We start from the raw sequence: 17,140 nt of genomic DNA on the forward strand, positions 1-17,140 counted from the left end.
CAAGAGCCCGAGAGTGCGCATGAAAACGCCGTGCCGCAGCGGGAACACACGATTTGACGCAAAGGTGCGGCGCGGGCGGTGAGGATTTCTTTCCGATTTGTCATCGTTGGCGCCGAAGCTTCGCTGACATTTTCATGCCGGGTTCATCATTGTCGGCGGTATAGTAGTCGGCGCGCATGCCGCAAGGAAGTGCAAGGACAGAACAATGGCCCGCGATTCGCAAGCCGCACTCGTTGCACTCAACCGGTTCGGTTTCGGCGCGCGCGGCGGTGCATCCGGCGATTTCATCAATGCGGCCTCCGACCCGCGCGGTTTCGTGAAGTCGGAGCTGGGCCGGCCGAATGGCGTGCTGCTGGAAGCGCCGGGCCTGCAATCGACGCCGCAACTCGGCCAGGCCGTGTTCGAATATCAGGCGCAGGTGAAAGCGGCGCGCGAGGCCGCCGCCAAGTCCGGCACGCCAGGTGAATCGAAACCTGGTGAAGCGAAACCAGGTGAAGGGCCGCCGCCGCAAACCCAGGGCGCGCCGCCGACGCCAGCCGATCAGAAGCCCGCAGCGCGCCGCAACCTGTCGCTCAACGCGGTTGCGATGGATATCGCCGGCCAGTCGCCGCAGATGAAGGCGTCTGATGCGGCGGCAAAACCCGCTGATGCCATGCAGCCCAATGCGGCGCCGCCCGCCGCAAAGCCTGCGCCGCAGCCGCTGAATGTGATCCAGAAGACGTTTCGCGCCGAGGCCTTGGCGCGGCTGCAACGCGCCACGCTCGCCGATTGCGGCTTCACCGAGCGCCTGGTTGCGTTCTGGTCCAACCATTTCTGCATCTCGGCAGCCAAGGGCGAGCTGGCGCGGATCTGGGCCGGCTCGTTCGAGCGCGAGGCGATCCGCCCCCATGTGCTCGGCCGTTTCGCCGACATGCTGAAGGCTGTCGAACAGCATCCGGCGATGCTGTTCTTCCTCGACAACCAGCAATCGCTGGGGCCGGATTCACGCGCGGGCCAGAATCGCAAGCGCGGGCTCAACGAAAATCTCGCGCGCGAGATCATGGAGCTGCATACGCTCGGCGTGAATGGCGGCTACACGCAGGAGGACGTCACCTCGCTCGCGCGCATCATCACGGGGTGGACTTTTGCGGGCCGGCAGGGCCGGTTGGGCGAGCCCGGCAATTTCGTGTTCAACGCCAATGCCCATCAGCCGGGACCGCAGGGGCTGCTCGGCAAGACCTATGACGCGGCGGGGCTCGCGCAGGGCGAAGCGGCGCTCGCCGATATCGCGCGCCATCCCTCGACCGCGAACTTCATCGCCACGAAGTTCGCCCGGCACTTCGTTGCGGACGATCCGCCGCCCGCGCTCGTGGCGCGCCTGCGCGACGTATTCACGAAGACCGACGGCGACCTCAAGGCGCTTGCGACGGCGCTCGTCGATTCCAACGAGGCGTGGACTGCGCCGCTGACCAAGATGCGCAGCCCTTACGAATTCCTGGTCGCGAGCGGCAGGCTGCTCGCGCGCGTGCCGGAAGATCCCGGACAATATCTCAATAGCCTCAATCTGCTCGGACAGCCGCTGTGGTCGCCGGCCGGGCCGAACGGATTTCCCGACACCAACGCCGCCTGGGCTGCGCCCGAGGGCATGAAGCTCCGCCTCGACATCGCCGTCCAGATCGGCTCGCGGCTCGGCAACAACATGGACCCGCTCGATCTGCTGGAATTTGCCGCGGCGGATGCGGCTTCGACCGAGACGCGGCGGACCATCGAGCGCGCGGAATCGCGCCAGCAGGCACTGGCGCTGCTCCTGATGTCGCCGGAACTGCAGAGGAGATGACGATGGATTGTGCCGAGAACCGGCTCCTCCCCTCGCGCCGCGCGCTACTGCTTGGCGGCGCCTCCTTCGCCGCCTGGGCCTACTTGCCGAAATTCGCGCGCGCGGCCGACGGTCGCGATCCCCGCCTGATCGTAGTGATCCTGCGCGGCGCGCTCGACGGCCTTGCGACCGTCGCGCCGGTCGGCGATCCCGATTATGCCGGCCTGCACGGCTCGATCGCGCTGACTCGCGACGGCGAGCACCCTGCACTCCTGCTGGATTCGTTCTTCGCGCTGCATCCGTCGATGCCGGAATTCGCGCGCATGTATCGCGACAAGCATGCCGCGGTCATCCACGCAGTGTCGACGCCCTACCGCGACCGCTCGCATTTCGACGGCCAGGACGTGCTCGAAAGCGGCTATGCGGGGCCCGGCCGCGTGCAGTCCGGCTGGCTCAATCGCGCGCTGGAAGCGCTGCCGCGCGGCGAGCGCGTCTCCAGCGGGCTCGCGGTTGGACCGACCACGCCGCTGGTGCTGCGCGGGGCTGCGCCAACCGTCGGCTGGGCGCCGGTCGCGCTGCCGCAGGCCGATGACGACACCGCGATGCGGCTCGTCGATCTCTATCGTCACCGCGATCCTGCGCTTGCATCCGCGCTGTCGCAAGGCTTGCAGCTCGAGAAGGCCGCAAGCGGCGACGACATGAAGCCGAAGGGAGGCAACGCGGTCGCGCAAATGCGCCTGGTCGCGAAGGGCGCCGCAAAATTGATGGCGGCCGATGATGGCCCGCGCATCGCCGCACTCGCGTTCGACGGCTGGGATACGCACGCCAACGAAGGCGGTGCGGTTGGGCGGCTCGCATTCCTGCTCGGCGGCCTCGACGGCGCGCTCGCCGAGTTCGAAAGCGGCCTGGGGGATCGCTGGCGCGACACGGTCGTGGTGGTCGCAACCGAATTCGGCCGTACCGCCCGCATCAACGGCTCGGACGGCACCGACCACGGCACGGGCACCATCGCGCTGCTCGCCGGCGGCGCCGTGAAAGGCGGCCGTGTGATCTCCGACTGGCCGGGACTGAAGCTCGCCAACCTCTATGAGGGCCGCGACCTCAAGCCGACGACCGACCTGCGCGCCGTGATCAAGGGCGTGCTGCAAGACCAGTTCGGCCTGAACGATCGCGTGCTCGCCGAGACCGTGTTCCCGGACAGCGCCAGCGCAAGACCGATGAGGGGGCTGGTTTCTTAACCTCTCCCCGCTCTTTCGCGGGGAGAGGTCGGATCGCGCAGCGATCCGGGTGAGGGGCAAGGCAATGCGTAGCAACGATCAGAAGTCCATCCGACTCGCACGTCGACTATGCGTCGATCAGACCGACGCAGAGACAGTCCTCTGGAATCGTATCCGCAACCGCCGCATGGACGGCAACAAGTTTGTGCGGCAAGAGCCGATCATCGGCTTCATCTGCGACTTCGTCTGCCGCGAGAAGCGGCTCATCATCGAAGTGGACGGCGGGCAGCACAATGAATCTGCAGCAGATGCCGTCCGAGATGAACGGCTGAGAGAGAAGGGCTACAAGATTCTTCGCTTCTGGAACAACGACGTCCTCGGCAATATCGACGGCGTTCTGCGTACAATTCAGACCGAACTTGCGGATGCAGCCCCTCACCCCACCCTCTCCCCGTAAGAACGGGGAGAGGGAGTGAGAGAGCCGAATTCCCCTTACGTCAGGAGAAATCAAAAATGTACATCGCCATGAATCGCTTCCGTGTCGCCAAGGGGTCGGAAAAGGCCTTCGAGCAGGTGTGGCTGTCACGCGACACGCATCTGGACAAGGTGCCGGGCTTCATCGAGTTTCATCTGCTGAGAGGGCCGGAAGCCGAGGATCACACGCTCTATGCCTCGCATACCGTGTGGGCGAATTATGCGGCGTTCGAGGCCTGGACCAAGTCGGAGGCGTTTCGCGCCGCGCATCACAAAGCCGGCGACAACAAGCCGCTCTATCTCGGCCATCCCCAGTTCGAAGGCTTTGAGGTGATGCAGACCGTGGGGCGCGGCGCGAAATAGAGCATGATCCGGAAAAGTGTGGAGCGGTTTTCCCTCGCGACAAACGCGGTACGCGTTTGCGCGGAGATCATGCTCAAACAACAACCTAAAGCGCGATGACGATTCAACCTAATCTCATCGCGCTTTAGCGCGCCGCGGTGCCAAGCGTCAGCCTTTGGTGATCCCGTCGATCTCGGCGAGCTCGTCCGTGCTGAGCTTCCAGGCGATCGCCTTGACGTTCTCCTCGACTTGCTCGACACGGGTGGCGCCTGCGATCACGCTCGCCACCTGCGGGCGCGCCGCCAGCCAGGAGAAGGCGAGCTCGACCATGGTATGGCCGCGCGCCTTGGCGAAGGCCTGGAGTTTCTCGACAATTTCCTCGTTGCGCGGCGTGACGTAGCGGTCGCGCAACGCCGGCGCCTTGGCAAAGCGCGTATCGGCAGGCGCCGCCGCGCCGCGCTGGTATTTTCCGGTCAGAAGACCGCTCGCCAGCGGGAAGAACGGCAGGAGGCCAAGCTTGTACTCCTGCGCGGCGGGCAGCAGATCCTTCTCGATGTCGCGCACCACGAGGCTGTATTCGTCCTGGCAAGAGATGAAGCGGCCGACGTTCATCGCACGCGCGGTGAACTCAGCCTCTGCGATACGCCAAGCCGGGAAGTTCGAATTGCCGATGTAGCGGACCTTGCCTTGGCGCACGAGATCGTCGAGCGCGCGCAGCGTCTCCTCCAGCGGCGTCAGCGGGTCGTAATCATGCTGCTGGTAGAGGTCGATATAGTCGGTCTTCAGCCGCTTCAGGCTCGCCTCGACGGCGCTCATGATGTAGCGGCGCGAGGCACCCTGCTTGGTGCCGTCGCTCGCCATGGGCTTGGAAAACTTGGTCGCAAGCACGATGTTCTTGCGGCGGTCACCGAGCACGTTGCCCAAGACCGTCTCCGAGCCGCCCATGCCGGCATAGATGTCGGCGGTGTCGAACAGGGTGATGCCGAGATCGAGCGCGCGGTGGATCACCTTGCGCGAGGTCTCCAGATCAGTGCGCTGGCCGAAATTGTTGCAGCCGATGCCGACGGCGGAGACGCGCAGGCCGGAGGCGCCGAGATTGCGGATTTCCATGAGAGGTCCTGTCAGAGGAACGTGCGGGCGAGGCCCCATTCTGACGGCCGTGCGCTCGACCAGCAAGGCGACGGCCGCGGTGCTGCCATGCGCACAAAAAAATGCGGCCCCGGTCAGACGCGGCGACTGACGGGGACCGCTTGGGCGCTTGATCGGTGACGGGGGGCCTGATCAGGCGCAAGCGGGAGCCTAGTCCCGCAATGTTACGTGCGGGTGACAGCCTCACTTATCCACAGGTTGCAAAATTCCCGGGTCAGAAGATCTTGCGATAGACGATGAAACCGGAGCGCTCCGCCACCTTGTCGTAGAGGCGCTGCGCGGTGAGGTTGGTCTCATGCGTCTGCCAGTAGACGCGGGGCGAGCCCGCGGCCTTCGCGCGCTCGTACACGGCGTAGATCAGCGCCGAGGCGACGCCCTGGCCGCGCGCGGCTTCCGCCGTGAACAGGTCCTGGAGATAGCAGGACGGCTCGATCGCCGTCGTGCTGCGGTGAAACAAATAATGCGTGAGGCCGAGCAACTGTCCGTCCTTGTCGGCGACCAGCGCATGCACGGGCTCATAGGCATCGAAGAAGCGCGCCCACGTCATGCGCGTGATCTCGCCCGCGAGCGCGGTCGTACCCGAGCGGCCGTAGAACGCGTTGTAACCGTCCCACAGCGGCAGCCATTGATCGTAATCTTGCTGGGTGACGGCCCGAATGGTGAGGGACATGAGAAAATTCCGCGATCGAGGAATGCGAGGCGAAAAGCCAGTACCTTCATTCATACGGGATGTTCGCCGCGCTGATCAATCGCGCTATTCAGCGACGCGCAAATAACGGATCAGGTTGCGGCCGGTGGGATCGCGCAGCGAGCGATAGTAATCGGCGCGCGATGGCGTATCGGTGTGGCGGACGAGGTCGGTCACCGGCGTGTAGCTCAGCATGCGCCCGCCATCGGGCAGCGCGGCGCAGACGAAGCGCAGCACCTCGCCATTGCGGAGCTTGATATTGATCGGCGTGGCGTCGCCGATCCTGACCATCTCCATGCGCTCGGCGATGAAGGCGCTCAGTTCGTCTTCCGGTAGCTCGAAGGCGCCCGTATCGCGGCCGTGATACATCAGCGCGATGAAGGGCGGCCGGCTCTCGGCCTTCTCGTCGGGCAGCGAGAAATAGTCGCGGAAGGCGCGGTTGATGAACTCGGCGCGGGTTTCTGCATCGAGCAAAACAATGCCGATATCGACCTGGTCGAGCGCCGCCGACAGGCGCGCCGCCGTGGCGTAGTGCCGGCGCTCCAGCGCAAAGGCGTCGAGCAGGCGCTCGCGCATCAGCCCGGTAATCCCTGCGGTGGCGGCTACCGTGATTGCCAGCAGGCCGAGCCGGACGAGATCGGTCGTGGTGTAGCCCGGCACGCCACCGTGATTGAGGAAGAACAGCGCCGTGCCTATCACCGCAACAGTCGCACTGACCATGGCGGAGGCGAAGCCGGAGAGCGAGCCGGCAAAGGCAACGATGCAGACGAACAGCGGTGCGGGTGCGGGGACGGGAAGATAACGATCGAGCAGGAGCGCCAGCAGCGCCGTCGCTGCCGTCAGCGCCGGACCGGGTATCGTACGCCGTCCGAACCGCATGGCCCTGTCTTGCTCCCTGACGAGCTAACGTGCGGAGATTGGCCGATCGTTGCATCGTTGCGGTGTGATTTCGCTTGCGATGCTTAAGGCGTAGCTGCGGCGGCGCGCAGAGCTTTCTGCGGATTTTAAGCCAAGTCGCCGCGTGTTTGACCGAGCGCGCTACGCTGGCGTGCGCGCCTCACGCCACCACCTGACCGTGCACGGCCGGAATGTTCAGCGTCGAGGAGCCCGTGTTCTTGCGCGTGCCGGCGAAAATCAACAGCGATGCCGCGACCAGGATGGCCGCGGTCAGGGTCGCTGCAACGATGATCACCGGTGACTTCATCAATGTCCTGTCGCGGTGCCGGTCTGCGCAGGCCGGCAACGAAAGTGCCGAGTGGTGGCCCGGGATGGAACGAGGGTCAGCCCGCAAGCCCCATCGCCATGGTCGCCCGGGTCGTCATTACCATCAGGGCGACGATCACGCACAGCGACAGCGCCGCGATCGCGAGTGATGCCGCGACGGCACCTGTCAGCCGGGAAGAGACGACGGGGGCAGGTCGGCCCTGAAAGCCGACCATGCCGGACGCCCGAGCCATGGTCTAAATCCTTCAACGCGCGAGCGAATCACCCGCGACGCAAACCAATGTCACAATTTCAACCGGCAACATTTGGGCAGCGATCGCGCCGAACATGGCGAGATCGTGGCAAAAGTTAACGTTGTGCCCGGTATTCTAAAGTCCGCTCAGGCGCTCGCGGCGATGCTCGCGGGATCGTCGACATCGGCCGGCCGCCAGTCCATCGACACGAAGCCGGGCGCCTGCTCGACCCGCTTCAGCCAGGCCCGGATCGCCGGGAAGGTCGAGAGGTCGAAGTCGCAGCGGTCGGCAAGATGGGTGTAGCCGTAGAGCGCGATGTCGGCGACGGTGAGCTGACGCGCAGCAAAATACTCGGCGGTCTTGAGGTGGTTTTCCATCACCTGGAGCGCGCCATAGCCACGCTCCATCCAGTCCTCCAGCGCGTGGGTCTGGAGGTCGCGGCCGCCCTTGACCAGCGACAACCAGAAATAGGCTGCGCCGATGTTGGGCTCGAGCGCGTGCTGCTCGAAGAACATCCATTGCAGCGCCTCGGCGCGGTCGATGCGTTGCTCGGGCGCGAGCGGCGTGCCGCCGGCCACGTACCAGAGGATGGCGTTGGACTCGGCGAGGTAGCGGTCGTCGCCGACCTCGAGCAGCGGCACCTGGCCGGAAGGATTCTTTGCAAGAAAATCCGGCGTGCGGCTCTCTCCGCGCAGAATGTCGATCTCGATTGCCTGGTAGGGCACGTTCAACAGCGCCAATGCAAGGCGGACCTTGTAGCTGTTGCCGGAGCGTTGCATCGAATAGAGCTTGTACATTCGAGAGGTTCTGATCCGGTGACGGGAAGATGCGCCGCTTGTTGCCCTGCAGCGCGGCTAAACAATGATGCCGTTGCGAATCCGCCGCAAGGGCCGCGTGCTAGAAAAACTTGAAATCGCTACTGCACTGCAACGCCGCAAAAAATCATTTCAACACGACAGAACAATTCGCATCACGCTTGCGTCAGACCGCGATCGCTGTACGCCGGCGATGACATGCCGGGATCGAATGGTTGCGTTATCAGCCGCGCAATCGATCCGGGATGCCTCGCATCGTCAAGTTGCACGGCCTTGCCGAAATGGCAGCTTGCAGTTCGGCAAAGAGCAAAATTGCTCGGAGGACAATTCTTGCCGGATATAAGCGATTCCGGCAGCAAAGTTTAGGAATATTGCCCAAATTCGGGGCCTCTCCGGCTCGGATCCGTAAACTTTTGCCGGATTGGGCCGAAGTTTCTTGCGGTGCAGCGGCACCCGTCCTAGGGTACATCCATTCCCACAATCAGAGTCGTGACGCCCAAGAGCTCACGACGCTCGCCAGGAGATGATGATGTCCTTCCTTGCCGCTGCGCTCGACCGTGTGAAGCCGTCCGCGACCATCGCGGTCACGGATAAAGCACGCGCGCTGAAAGCGGCGGGCCGCAACGTCATCGGCCTCGGCGCCGGCGAGCCCGACTTCGATACGCCCGCCAACATCAAGTTGGCCGCGATCCGCGCCATCGAAGCCGGCAAGACCAAGTACACCGCGGTCGACGGCATCCCCGAGCTGAAGGAAGCGATCATCGCGAAATTTCAGCGCGAGAACGGCGTCAGCTACAAGCCGAACCAGGTGATCGTCGGCACCGGCGGCAAGCAGGTGCTCTACAACGCGCTGATGGCGACCATCAATCCGGGCGACGAGGTGATTATCCCGGCGCCCTATTGGGTCAGCTATCCCGAGATGGTCGCGCTCGCCGGCGGCGAGCCGGTGCCGGTGGTCTGCACCGCCGCGGCCGGCTTCAAGCTCCAGGCCGAAGCGCTCGAGCGTGCGATCACGCCGAAGACCAAATGGGTCATCCTGTGCTCGCCGTCGAACCCGACCGGCGCGGCCTACACCAAGGCCGAGCTGAAGGCGCTCACCGACGTGCTGGTGAGGCATCCGCATGTCTGGGTGATGACCGACGACATGTACGAGCACCTCGTCTATGACGACTTCCAGTTCACCACCGTCGCGCAGGTCGAGCCGAAGCTCTACGAGCGCACGCTCACCGTGAACGGCGTCTCGAAAGCCTACTGCATGACCGGCTGGCGCATCGGCTATGCCGGCGGTCCGGCGCAGCTCATCAAGGCGATGTCGACCATCCAGTCGCAGTCGACCTCGAACCCGTGCTCGATCGCGCAGTGGGCCTCGGTGGAAGCGTTGAACGGTCCGCAGGATTTCATCCCCGCGAACAACAAGGTGTTCAAGGAGCGCCGCGACCTCGTCGTCTCCATGCTCAACCAGGCGAACGGCATCGAGTGCCCGCGCCCCGAGGGTGCGTTCTACGTCTATCCGTCCTGCGCCGGCACGATCGGCAAGACCGCGCCGTCGGGCAAGGTGATCGGAAACGACGAGGCGTTCGTCACTGAGCTCCTCGAGAGCGAAGGCGTCGCGGTCGTGCAGGGCTCGGCCTTCGGCCTCGGTCCGGCCTTCCGCATCTCCTACGCGACCAAGACCTCCGATCTCGAAGACGCCTGCAAACGCATCCAGCGCTTCTGCGGCAACCTGCGCTAAGCCTATCGCGACAAGAATAGAAAAGGCCCGCTTCGGCGGGCCTTTTTATGTGCTTCGAACGATAGGGCGAATGCTCGCATGCGAGTCGGATGGATCCTTGCTTGGGTCAGCATTGCGCCTTGCCCCTCACCCGGATTGCTTCGCAATCCGACCTCTCCCCGCTGAAGGGCGGGGAGAGATTAAGTCGCGCCCGATAGCGCGTTCTACTTATTCTCCACCGTAAGGGGCGCACGGTTCTCTCGCTCCCTCGCCCCGTTCTTACGGGGAGATGGTGGGGTGAGGGGCTCCCTCCGCGAATTCGGTTTTAGATGTGTCCGATCTGGAACCACCAAGATTATTGTGGCATAGACGCTTCGCGCGCCGCGGGTGCGGCGCCTTCTCTGCTCGCATCACATCATAGCCGGAGACCTTTCATGCGCCGTTCACTCCTCCTCGCCGGGCTTGCCGCGCTTGGCCTCGTCGCGTCTGTCACAGGTGCGAGCGCGCAGCAGCGGATGGTACGGGTCGGCGTGCTCGAATGCCGCGGCGGCGCCAGCATCGGCTTCGTGGTTGGATCAGTGACCAATCTCGGCTGCGTGCTGCGGGCCGAGGGCTTGCCCGAGGATCGCTACGTCGCGACCATTCGCAAAGTCGGTCTCGACCTCGGCATCACCCAGGAGACGGCGCTGGCGTGGGGTGTGTTCGCGCCGGTCGACCGCCTCGGGCCTGGCGACCTCTCGGGCAACTATGCCGGCGCGCAAGGCAGCGCGTCGGTCGGCGTCGGCTTAGGAGGCAACGTACTGGTCGGCGGCTCCAACAATTCGATCGCGCTTCAGCCGCTCAGCGTGCAGGGCCAGGTCGGACTCAACATCGCCGCGGGCCTCGAAAGCCTGGAACTGCGGCCGGGTCGCTAACAGTCAGACACGTTTCAGCGACGACGCACCGCAGCGACGTTTCGCGCTTGCCAAAACGAAGGGACCGGCAGAGCATCGACCTTTGCCGACCCAATCACGGGCCGAGCTCCACATGAAGGAGGCGGCGAATGGGACAAGACGTCAGAAGTCCCCGAGGTCCACGGTGCATTGCGCTTGTGGGCCCTTTCCAAAGCGGTAAAACCACTCTTCTCGAAGCGATTTTGGCACGAACGGGCGCGGTCCCGCGTGCCGGCAGCGTCGACGCCGGTACTTCGGTGGGCGACGCCACGCCAGAGGCCCGCCATCACAAGATGACTGTGGGCCTGACGGCTGCCACCACGAGTTTCATGGGGGACAGCTACACTTTCCTCGATTGTCCGGGTTCCGTTGAGTTCGCCCACGACATGCGCGCGGCGCTTCCCGCGGTCGACGCTGCGGTCGTGGTCTGCGAGGCCGACGAGAAGAAGCTGCCGCAGCTTCAGATCATCCTGCGCGAGCTGGAGGAGATGAAGATCCCGCGCTTCCTGTTTCTCAACAAGATCGATCGCGCCAACAAGCGCATCCGCGAGACGCTCGAGACATTGCAGCCGGCCTCCCGCGTGCCGCTGGTGCTGCGCCAGATTCCGATCTGGAATGGCGAGCTGATCGAGGGCTTCGTCGATCTCGCGCTCGAGCGCGCCTTCGTCTATCGCGAGCATAAGGCCTCAGAGGTCATCGCGCTCGAAGGCGGCAATCTCGACCGCGAGAAGGAAGCCCGCTTCTCGATGCTGGAGAAGCTCGCCGATCACGACGACGCGCTGATGGAGCAATTGCTCGAAGACATCCAGCCGCCGCGCGATTCCGTGTTCGACGATCTCTCTCGCGAGCTGCGCGAGGGCCTGATCTGCCCGGTGCTGCTCGGCGCCGCCGCACGCGAGAACGGCGTGCTCCGCCTGATGAAGGCGCTGCGCCATGAGGCGCCCGGCATCGCCGAGACCGCCAAGCGGCTTGGCGCGGCCGACAGCAAGGATGCGCTCGGCTACGTCTTCAAGACGCTGCATTCGCAGCATGGCGGAAAGCTGTCGCTGACGCGGCTGCTCGCCGGCCATCTCGACGACGGCGCCACGCTGCAATCTGCCTCGGGCGGCGCGGGGCGCATCTCCGGCATTCTTGCCGTCAACGGTGCCTATGATACCAAGCGCCCGTCGGCGGAGATCGGCGACACGATCGCGCTCGGCAAGCTCGATCCGATCAAGACCGGCGACACGATCTCGACCGGTAAGACCCAGCCGTCTCAGCTGATCGCGGTCGAGCCGACGCCGCCGGTGCTTGCGATATCGGTCGCGGCCACCGACCGCAAGGATGACGTCAAGCTCGGCCAGGCGCTCGCCCGGCTGCACGAGGAAGACCCCTCGCTCGTCATTGTGATGAACGCCCAGACCCACGATACCGTGCTGTGGGGGCAGGGCGAGATGCACTTGCGCGTTGCCAGCGAGCGGCTGCGTGACCGCTTCGGCGTCAACGTCAAGTCTCATCCGCCGGCGATCGGTTACCAGGAGACCATCCGCAAGCCGATCGTCCAGCGCGGCCGGCACAAGAAGCAGTCCGGCGGCCACGGCCAGTTCGGCGACGTGGTGCTCGACATCAAGCCGCTCGCGCGTGGAGAAGGGTTCAAGTTCGCCGAGAAGGTGGTCGGCGGCGCTGTGCCGCGCAACTACATCCCGGCGGTGGAGGAGGGCGTCGTCGACGGCCTGACGCGCGGCCCGCTCGGCTTCCCCGTCACCGACGTCGCGGTGACGCTGACCGACGGCTCCTATCACAGCGTCGATTCCTCCGATCTCGCGTTCCGCACGGCGGCGCGGATCGGGCTCAACGAGGGCCTGCCGCAATGCCAGCCGGTGCTGCTGGAGCCGATCCATGTCGTCGAGATCGTCTGCCCGACGGATGCGACCGCCAAGATCAACGCGATCTTATCGGCGCGGCGCGGCCAGATCCTCGGCTTCGACACCCGCGACGGCTGGAGCGGCTGGGACTGCGTGCGCGCCATGATGCCGGAGGCCGAGATCGGCGAGCTGATCGTCGAACTGCGCTCCGCAACCGCCGGCTCCGGCAGCTTCACCCGCCAGTTCGACCACATGGCCGAGGTGACGGGGCGCGCCGCCGACCAGATCATCGCCGCACATCGCGACGCGGCGTGATGGTGGCACTCACTTGACGGCCGGCCTCGAGGCCGGCCGTCAGCGTTCCTCTTTGCAAATCATTGGACTTGGTGCCCCCCTTCCTGGGCGCAAGTTTGCCGCAGGCGCCGCGCTGGCGCCCGCGCGCGACGCTCGCGTGCTTGACAGCGCGGGCCGGACGCGAAATGGATCGCCGGGAAACTCCCGGGAGGGACCGTTGCGAACCTGCGCCTTCGAGGAAAACCGTGTCTAAGACGCCCGTAGCCTGCCTGATCGGATGGCCGGCGGCGCATTCGCGCTCACCGCTGATCCATCGCTACTGGCTGCGCACGCTCGGCATCGAGGGCGGCTATGTGATCGAGGCGGTGCCGCCGGAGGATCTGCGCGACTTCGTGCTGCGGCTGTCGTTGCACGGTTTCGTTGGCGCCAACGTCACGATCCCGCACAAGGAAGACGTGCTCGCGCTCTCGACGCCGGATGCGCGCGCCAAGGCGATCGGTGCCGCCAACACGCTGTGGCTTGCGGGAAGTGAGCTGCGTTCGACCAACACCGACGTCGAAGGCTTCATCAACAATCTCGACGCCAGCGCACCGGGGTGGGACGCAGCCGAGGAGGCTCTGGTGCTCGGTGCCGGCGGCTCGTCGCGCGCGGTCGTGTTCGGCCTGCTCGAACGCGGCGTCAGTCGCGTCCATCTCGCCAACCGCACCATTGCGCGTGCCGAGGTGCTTGCAACGGCGTTCGGTTCGCGCGTGCAGCCCCTGGCCTGGGACGCAATCGGTGACGTGCTGCCGCGGGCAAGGCTGCTCGTCAACACGACCTCCCTCGGCATGCGCGGCCAGCCGGCGCTCGAACTCGACATCGCGCGCCTGCCGCAACAGGCGGTCGTTGCCGACCTCGTCTATGTTCCGCTGATCACGCCACTGCTTGCGGCCGCGCAGGCGCGCGGGCTGAAGACCGCCGACGGGCTCGGCATGCTCTTGCACCAAGCGGTGCGCGGGTTCGAGCTGTGGTTCGGCAAGCGGCCGCAGGTGACGGCGGAGTTGCGCGCGCTGGTCGAAACCGATCTCACAAAATCTTGAGAGAATAGGGCGCGGCCTCCGGGGTCCTGTCCTCGTGGGACAATTTGGAGACTGTCATGCCTGTTCAACGTGCAACTTTCACACGTCCGCTTGTCGCTGTCGCGATGGTGGGCCTATCCACGCTCTATGCCGTCGCGCAGCAGGCGCCTGTTCCGACGCGGGTGCGTGGAACGATCGAAAAAGTCGACGGCGATCTGCTGTCAGTGAAGTCGCGCAGCGGTGAGGACGTCAAGCTGCGTGTTGCTTCCGATCTTCGTGTAGCGGGGATCACCAAGATCGCACTCTCTGACATCAAGGTCGGCTCCTTCGTCGGCGCGACCACGGTGCCGGGACCGGACGGCGGCCAGAACGCCGTCGAAGTCCATGTCTTTCCGGAAAGCATGCGCGGCACCGGCGAAGGCTCGCGCCCCTGGGACCTAAAGCCGAACTCCAGCATGACCAATGCGACGGTCGCCGAGAGCGTGGTCGGCAATGACGGTCACACGCTGCTGGTCAAATACAAGGACGGCGAGAAGAAGGTGTTCGTCTCCTCGGAGACGCCGGTCGTCACCTACGTGCCCGGTGAGAAATCGGATCTGAAAGAGGGCGCCAAGATCATCGCCTTCGTCAAGCAGCTTGCGGACGGATCGTTCGAGACCAGCCGCGTCAGCGTCGGCCGCGATGGCCTGACGCCGCCGATGTGAGGCGCCCCCAATGCGCGCGTCGATTTTCGTGATCGCAACAAAGCGCAGGACAGCGGAATAGGGATCCAGCTCCGGGGTTGCGATGATTGACCGGCGCAACCGCCCTGGAGGGACAGGCCATGCAGGAACTGAACGCCTGGAGGCCACGCGTGCTCGTGGCCTCGCTCGCTACCATTGCCATTGTGTCTTCTATCATTCTGTCGTCTGCGATTCTGTCTTCGGTCGCGTCGGCGCAGCAGGCGCCGACGGTCCGTATCCGCGGGACCATCGAGACCGTCGATGGCAACATGCTCGGCATCAAGACCCGCGAAGGCAGCGACGTAGAGGTGCGCATGACCGACAACGTCGCCGTGTTCGCCGTCGTGAAGACCGCGCTGTCGGAGATCAGGGAGGGCTCCTATATCGGCGTCACCGGCATGCCCGAGCCCGACGGGTCGCAGCGGGCGATTGCCGTGCACATCTTCCCGGAGAACCAGCGCGGCGCGGCCGAAGGTTTCCGTCCCTGGGATGCGCGCGCCAATTCGACCATGACGAATGCGACAGTGGCCGAGACGGTCAAGGGCACCGACGGCCAGAACATCCTGCTCAAGTACAAGGACGGCGAGAAGAAGATCGTGGTGCCGCCGGACACGCCGATCGTCACCTTCGTCGCCAGCGATAAATCCGAGGTGAAGCCGGGCGCCAGGCTCATCATCTTCGGCGCGGCGAAGAAGGAGGACGGTTCGCTCGAAGCTGGCCGCGTCAACGTCGGCCGCGACGGGGTGACGCCGCCGATGTGACTGCCGGCGTCAATTTCCGGGGCGGCACGGCTCGTGTCCGGGTTCGGGCATCCGCGAGCCGTCTAAGCCGAACCACGCCCGGGTCGCCCGCAAGGCCGCGGGCGCGCCGGCAGCCTTGCGCGCTGCCCGGCCGGTCCATTTTGGCCCAAAGCGACCCTTCCGCCCGCGCGGGCCGTCGTATATCAGAGATTTGCCATCGAAGCTGCCGATAATGCTCGGGAGCCAATTGCGATGGCGACAGTTATTTAATCCGAAGATCGCAATCTGGCCTTAAGTCGACGCTGAGGGCAGGCGCCTGTTTCAACCGGGGTACGGCATGGCAAATCGATTGACGACGGCGCAATCCACTGTGGCGATGCGGCGTTGGCGGCCTGCCGGCCTTGTAACGATCGCGGCGATGGCCGCGCTGACGGCGCTGACCACCGACGCCGCCGCGGCGAAGCAGGCGCGCCCTGCTGCCGAAGCGGTTGCGCCGCGCGCGGCAGGCGAGCCGATCATGGCGATCGTGTCGATCAAGAGCCAGCAGGTCACTTTCTACGACGCTGACGGCTGGATCCTGCGCGCGCCGGTGTCGACCGGCACCACGGGACGCGAGACGCCGGCCGGCGTCTTTGCCGTCATCGAGAAGGACAAGGACCATCACTCGACCATGTATGACGATGCCTGGATGCCGAACATGCAGCGCATCACCTGGAACGGCATCGCGCTGCATGGCGGGCCGCTGCCCGGCTATGCGGCCTCGCACGGCTGCGTGCGGATGCCGTACGGCTTTGCGGAGGACCTGTTCGACAAGACGAACATCGGGATGCGGGTGATCATCTCGCCGAACGACGCCACCCCGGTCGATTTCTCTCATCCGGCCCTGTTCGTGCCGAAGAAGGAGGCGATTGCGGCGGCCCCGGCGCGGGCCGATACGCTCTCCCGCGAGGCCGAGGAGGCTATAAGGGTGGCCGACGAGACAAAGAAAATTGCCACGTCGACGGCACGCGAGGCCGCGTCGCTCCCGGCGTCGCTGCGCAATCTGGAACGGCTCAAGAAGAGCGCCGATGCCGAGCTCGCTTACGCCGACAAGGTGCTCGCCGCCGCCAAGACGGATCAGGCCAAGGCGAAGGCCGAGGATTTGAAGCAAAAAGCCGCCACCAAGGCCGCTGACGCGGCAACGCAGCTCGACACCGCCAAGGCGAACGCGCAGCCGAAGCGCGACGCCGCCGCTGCCGCCAAGGATGCCGCCAAGGCGGCGGCGACCAAAAAGGCCGACGCCGTCAAGGCGGCGACCGAGGCGAAACTCGCGCTCGAGCCGGTCTCGGTCTATATCAGCCGGTCGACGCAGAAGCTCTACGTGCGGCGCAATACGCATAAGCCCGCGCCGGACGGCGGCGGCGAGGTGTTCGATACGAGCATCGAGGTTCCCGTCTCGATCCGCAATCCTGAGCGGCCGATCGGCACTCATATTTTCACGGCGATGGCGAAGAGCGATTCAGGCCTGCGCTGGAGCGTCGTCACGATCGACAACGGCGACGACGCCAAGGACGCGCTCGACCGCATCACCATCCCGCAGGACGTGCTCGACCGTGTCGCGCCGACCGCAGTGCCGCGATCCTCGATCATCATCTCGGACGAGCCGCTGAGCAGCGAGACCAACTACCGCACCGAGTTCGTCGCGGTGCTGAACAACCAGCCACAGGGCGGGTTTATTACGCGCAAGCCGACGGCCCCCATGGCCGTTGCGAGTGGTGATGGTTGGGACAACAACGGCGGCTTCGGTTTCTTCTTCCAGCCGCGTGACCCGAACCCGCAACCCGTCAATCCGCGCCGGCGCGGCGGCGGCCAGTTCTGGCAGCCGCAACAGGGCTGGTGGTAAGACGCGGTACGTCAGGCGCG

Annotated in this window: 17 protein-coding genes; 11 read left to right on the top strand and 6 right to left on the bottom strand. The window is 65.2% G+C overall.

What is annotated here, in order from left to right:
• The first annotated feature begins 205 nt into the window (after positions 1 to 205).
• From NLN62_RS27435 to NLN62_RS27450, 4 genes are all read left to right on the top strand, one after another.
• Positions 206 to 1,816 (top strand): DUF1800 domain-containing protein, encoded by a 1,611-nt coding sequence (locus NLN62_RS27435; RefSeq protein WP_254110942.1) that lies wholly within the window; start codon positions 206 to 208, stop codon positions 1,814 to 1,816.
• Complete coding sequence (locus NLN62_RS27440) at positions 1,813 to 3,033, top strand: DUF1501 domain-containing protein (protein WP_254110944.1); 1,221 nt, start codon at positions 1,813 to 1,815, stop codon at positions 3,031 to 3,033. Before NLN62_RS27435 ends, NLN62_RS27440 begins: the two co-directional genes overlap by 4 nt.
• A 64-nt stretch (positions 3,034 to 3,097) precedes the next feature.
• Positions 3,098 to 3,469, top strand: a complete 372-nt coding sequence (locus NLN62_RS27445) for an endonuclease domain-containing protein (RefSeq protein ID WP_254110946.1) — start codon at positions 3,098 to 3,100, stop codon at positions 3,467 to 3,469.
• A gap of 56 nt (positions 3,470 to 3,525) precedes the next feature.
• Positions 3,526 to 3,849 (top strand): antibiotic biosynthesis monooxygenase, encoded by a 324-nt coding sequence (locus NLN62_RS27450; protein ID WP_027523131.1) that lies wholly within the window; start codon positions 3,526 to 3,528, stop codon positions 3,847 to 3,849.
• 147 nt (positions 3,850 to 3,996) lie between these two features.
• Here NLN62_RS27450 and NLN62_RS27455 read toward each other — a convergent pair whose 3' ends face one another.
• The 6 genes from NLN62_RS27455 to NLN62_RS27480 form a co-directional block, all read right to left on the bottom strand.
• Complete coding sequence (locus tag NLN62_RS27455) at positions 3,997 to 4,938, bottom strand: aldo/keto reductase (protein ID WP_254110948.1); 942 nt, start codon at positions 4,936 to 4,938, stop codon at positions 3,997 to 3,999.
• Between the two features lie 253 nt (positions 4,939 to 5,191).
• Entirely contained in the window at positions 5,192 to 5,647 is a 456-nt protein-coding gene (locus NLN62_RS27460) for a GNAT family N-acetyltransferase (protein ID WP_027523133.1), read from the bottom strand.
• Between the two features lie 84 nt (positions 5,648 to 5,731).
• On the bottom strand, positions 5,732 to 6,544 hold the full coding sequence (locus NLN62_RS27465) for a PAS-domain containing protein (protein WP_254110950.1): 813 nt from the start codon (positions 6,542 to 6,544) through the stop codon (positions 5,732 to 5,734).
• Positions 6,545 to 6,722: 178 nt separating this feature from the next.
• Positions 6,723 to 6,869: a hypothetical protein gene (locus NLN62_RS27470; protein ID WP_198031758.1), complete on the bottom strand. Its 147-nt coding sequence runs from the start codon at positions 6,867 to 6,869 to the stop codon at positions 6,723 to 6,725.
• A gap of 76 nt (positions 6,870 to 6,945) precedes the next feature.
• A complete protein-coding gene (locus NLN62_RS27475) occupies positions 6,946 to 7,122 on the bottom strand; it encodes a hypothetical protein (protein ID WP_254110952.1) in 177 nt (58 codons plus the stop codon).
• Positions 7,123 to 7,268: 146 nt separating this feature from the next.
• On the bottom strand, positions 7,269 to 7,919 hold the full coding sequence (locus NLN62_RS27480; protein ID WP_027523135.1) for a glutathione S-transferase family protein: 651 nt from the start codon (positions 7,917 to 7,919) through the stop codon (positions 7,269 to 7,271).
• Positions 7,920 to 8,466: 547 nt separating this feature from the next.
• Between NLN62_RS27480 and NLN62_RS27485 the strand changes: the two genes are divergently transcribed.
• From NLN62_RS27485 to NLN62_RS27515, 7 genes are all read left to right on the top strand, one after another.
• Positions 8,467 to 9,669, top strand: coding sequence for a pyridoxal phosphate-dependent aminotransferase (locus NLN62_RS27485; protein WP_027523137.1), 1,203 nt, complete (start codon positions 8,467 to 8,469; stop codon positions 9,667 to 9,669).
• 413 nt (positions 9,670 to 10,082) lie between these two features.
• Positions 10,083 to 10,562, top strand: coding sequence for a DUF992 domain-containing protein (locus NLN62_RS27490; RefSeq protein WP_027523138.1), 480 nt, complete (start codon positions 10,083 to 10,085; stop codon positions 10,560 to 10,562).
• 128 nt (positions 10,563 to 10,690) lie between these two features.
• Positions 10,691 to 12,739: an elongation factor G gene (locus tag NLN62_RS27495; protein ID WP_027523139.1), complete on the top strand. Its 2,049-nt coding sequence runs from the start codon at positions 10,691 to 10,693 to the stop codon at positions 12,737 to 12,739.
• A 224-nt stretch (positions 12,740 to 12,963) separates the two neighbouring features.
• Positions 12,964 to 13,797 (top strand): shikimate dehydrogenase, encoded by an 834-nt coding sequence (locus NLN62_RS27500; RefSeq protein ID WP_027523140.1) that lies wholly within the window; start codon positions 12,964 to 12,966, stop codon positions 13,795 to 13,797.
• 56 nt (positions 13,798 to 13,853) lie between these two features.
• Positions 13,854 to 14,480 carry a hypothetical protein gene (locus NLN62_RS27505; RefSeq protein WP_027523141.1) on the top strand — a complete coding sequence of 209 codons (627 nt, stop codon included), beginning with the start codon at positions 13,854 to 13,856 and terminating at the stop codon, positions 14,478 to 14,480.
• 119 nt (positions 14,481 to 14,599) lie between these two features.
• Positions 14,600 to 15,259, top strand: a complete 660-nt coding sequence (locus NLN62_RS27510) for a hypothetical protein (protein WP_156944304.1) — start codon at positions 14,600 to 14,602, stop codon at positions 15,257 to 15,259.
• A gap of 316 nt (positions 15,260 to 15,575) precedes the next feature.
• Positions 15,576 to 17,120 carry a L,D-transpeptidase gene (locus tag NLN62_RS27515; protein WP_027523143.1) on the top strand — a complete coding sequence of 515 codons (1,545 nt, stop codon included), beginning with the start codon at positions 15,576 to 15,578 and terminating at the stop codon, positions 17,118 to 17,120.
• The last annotated feature ends 20 nt before the right edge of the window (positions 17,121 to 17,140 follow it).

The sequence above is a fragment of the Bradyrhizobium sp. CCGUVB23 genome (genome assembly GCF_024199885.1).
In the GTDB taxonomy this organism is placed as follows: Bacteria; Pseudomonadota; Alphaproteobacteria; order Rhizobiales; family Xanthobacteraceae; genus Bradyrhizobium.

Bases quoted from the DNA above. Each gene is read 5' to 3' on its own strand.
- NLN62_RS27510 (WP_156944304.1), top strand. From the start codon at position 14,600: ATGCAGGAACTGAACGCCTGGAGGCCACGCGTGCTCGTGGCCTCGCTC.
- NLN62_RS27460 (WP_027523133.1), bottom strand. From the start codon at position 5,647: ATGTCCCTCACCATTCGGGCCGTCACCCAGCAAGATTACGATCAATGG.
- NLN62_RS27480 (WP_027523135.1), bottom strand. From the start codon at position 7,919: ATGTACAAGCTCTATTCGATGCAACGCTCCGGCAACAGCTACAAGGTC.
- NLN62_RS27485 (WP_027523137.1), top strand. From the start codon at position 8,467: ATGTCCTTCCTTGCCGCTGCGCTCGACCGTGTGAAGCCGTCCGCGACC.
- NLN62_RS27470 (WP_198031758.1), bottom strand. From the start codon at position 6,869: ATGAAGTCACCGGTGATCATCGTTGCAGCGACCCTGACCGCGGCCATC.
- NLN62_RS27495 (WP_027523139.1), top strand. From the start codon at position 10,691: ATGGGACAAGACGTCAGAAGTCCCCGAGGTCCACGGTGCATTGCGCTT.
- NLN62_RS27490 (WP_027523138.1), top strand. From the start codon at position 10,083: ATGCGCCGTTCACTCCTCCTCGCCGGGCTTGCCGCGCTTGGCCTCGTC.
- NLN62_RS27475 (WP_254110952.1), bottom strand. From the start codon at position 7,122: ATGGCTCGGGCGTCCGGCATGGTCGGCTTTCAGGGCCGACCTGCCCCC.
- NLN62_RS27505 (WP_027523141.1), top strand. From the start codon at position 13,854: ATGCCTGTTCAACGTGCAACTTTCACACGTCCGCTTGTCGCTGTCGCG.
- NLN62_RS27445 (WP_254110946.1), top strand. From the start codon at position 3,098: ATGCGTAGCAACGATCAGAAGTCCATCCGACTCGCACGTCGACTATGC.
- NLN62_RS27450 (WP_027523131.1), top strand. From the start codon at position 3,526: ATGTACATCGCCATGAATCGCTTCCGTGTCGCCAAGGGGTCGGAAAAG.
- NLN62_RS27515 (WP_027523143.1), top strand. From the start codon at position 15,576: ATGGCAAATCGATTGACGACGGCGCAATCCACTGTGGCGATGCGGCGT.
- NLN62_RS27435 (WP_254110942.1), top strand. From the start codon at position 206: ATGGCCCGCGATTCGCAAGCCGCACTCGTTGCACTCAACCGGTTCGGT.
- NLN62_RS27440 (WP_254110944.1), top strand. From the start codon at position 1,813: ATGACGATGGATTGTGCCGAGAACCGGCTCCTCCCCTCGCGCCGCGCG.
- NLN62_RS27465 (WP_254110950.1), bottom strand. From the start codon at position 6,544: ATGCGGTTCGGACGGCGTACGATACCCGGTCCGGCGCTGACGGCAGCG.
- NLN62_RS27455 (WP_254110948.1), bottom strand. From the start codon at position 4,938: ATGGAAATCCGCAATCTCGGCGCCTCCGGCCTGCGCGTCTCCGCCGTC.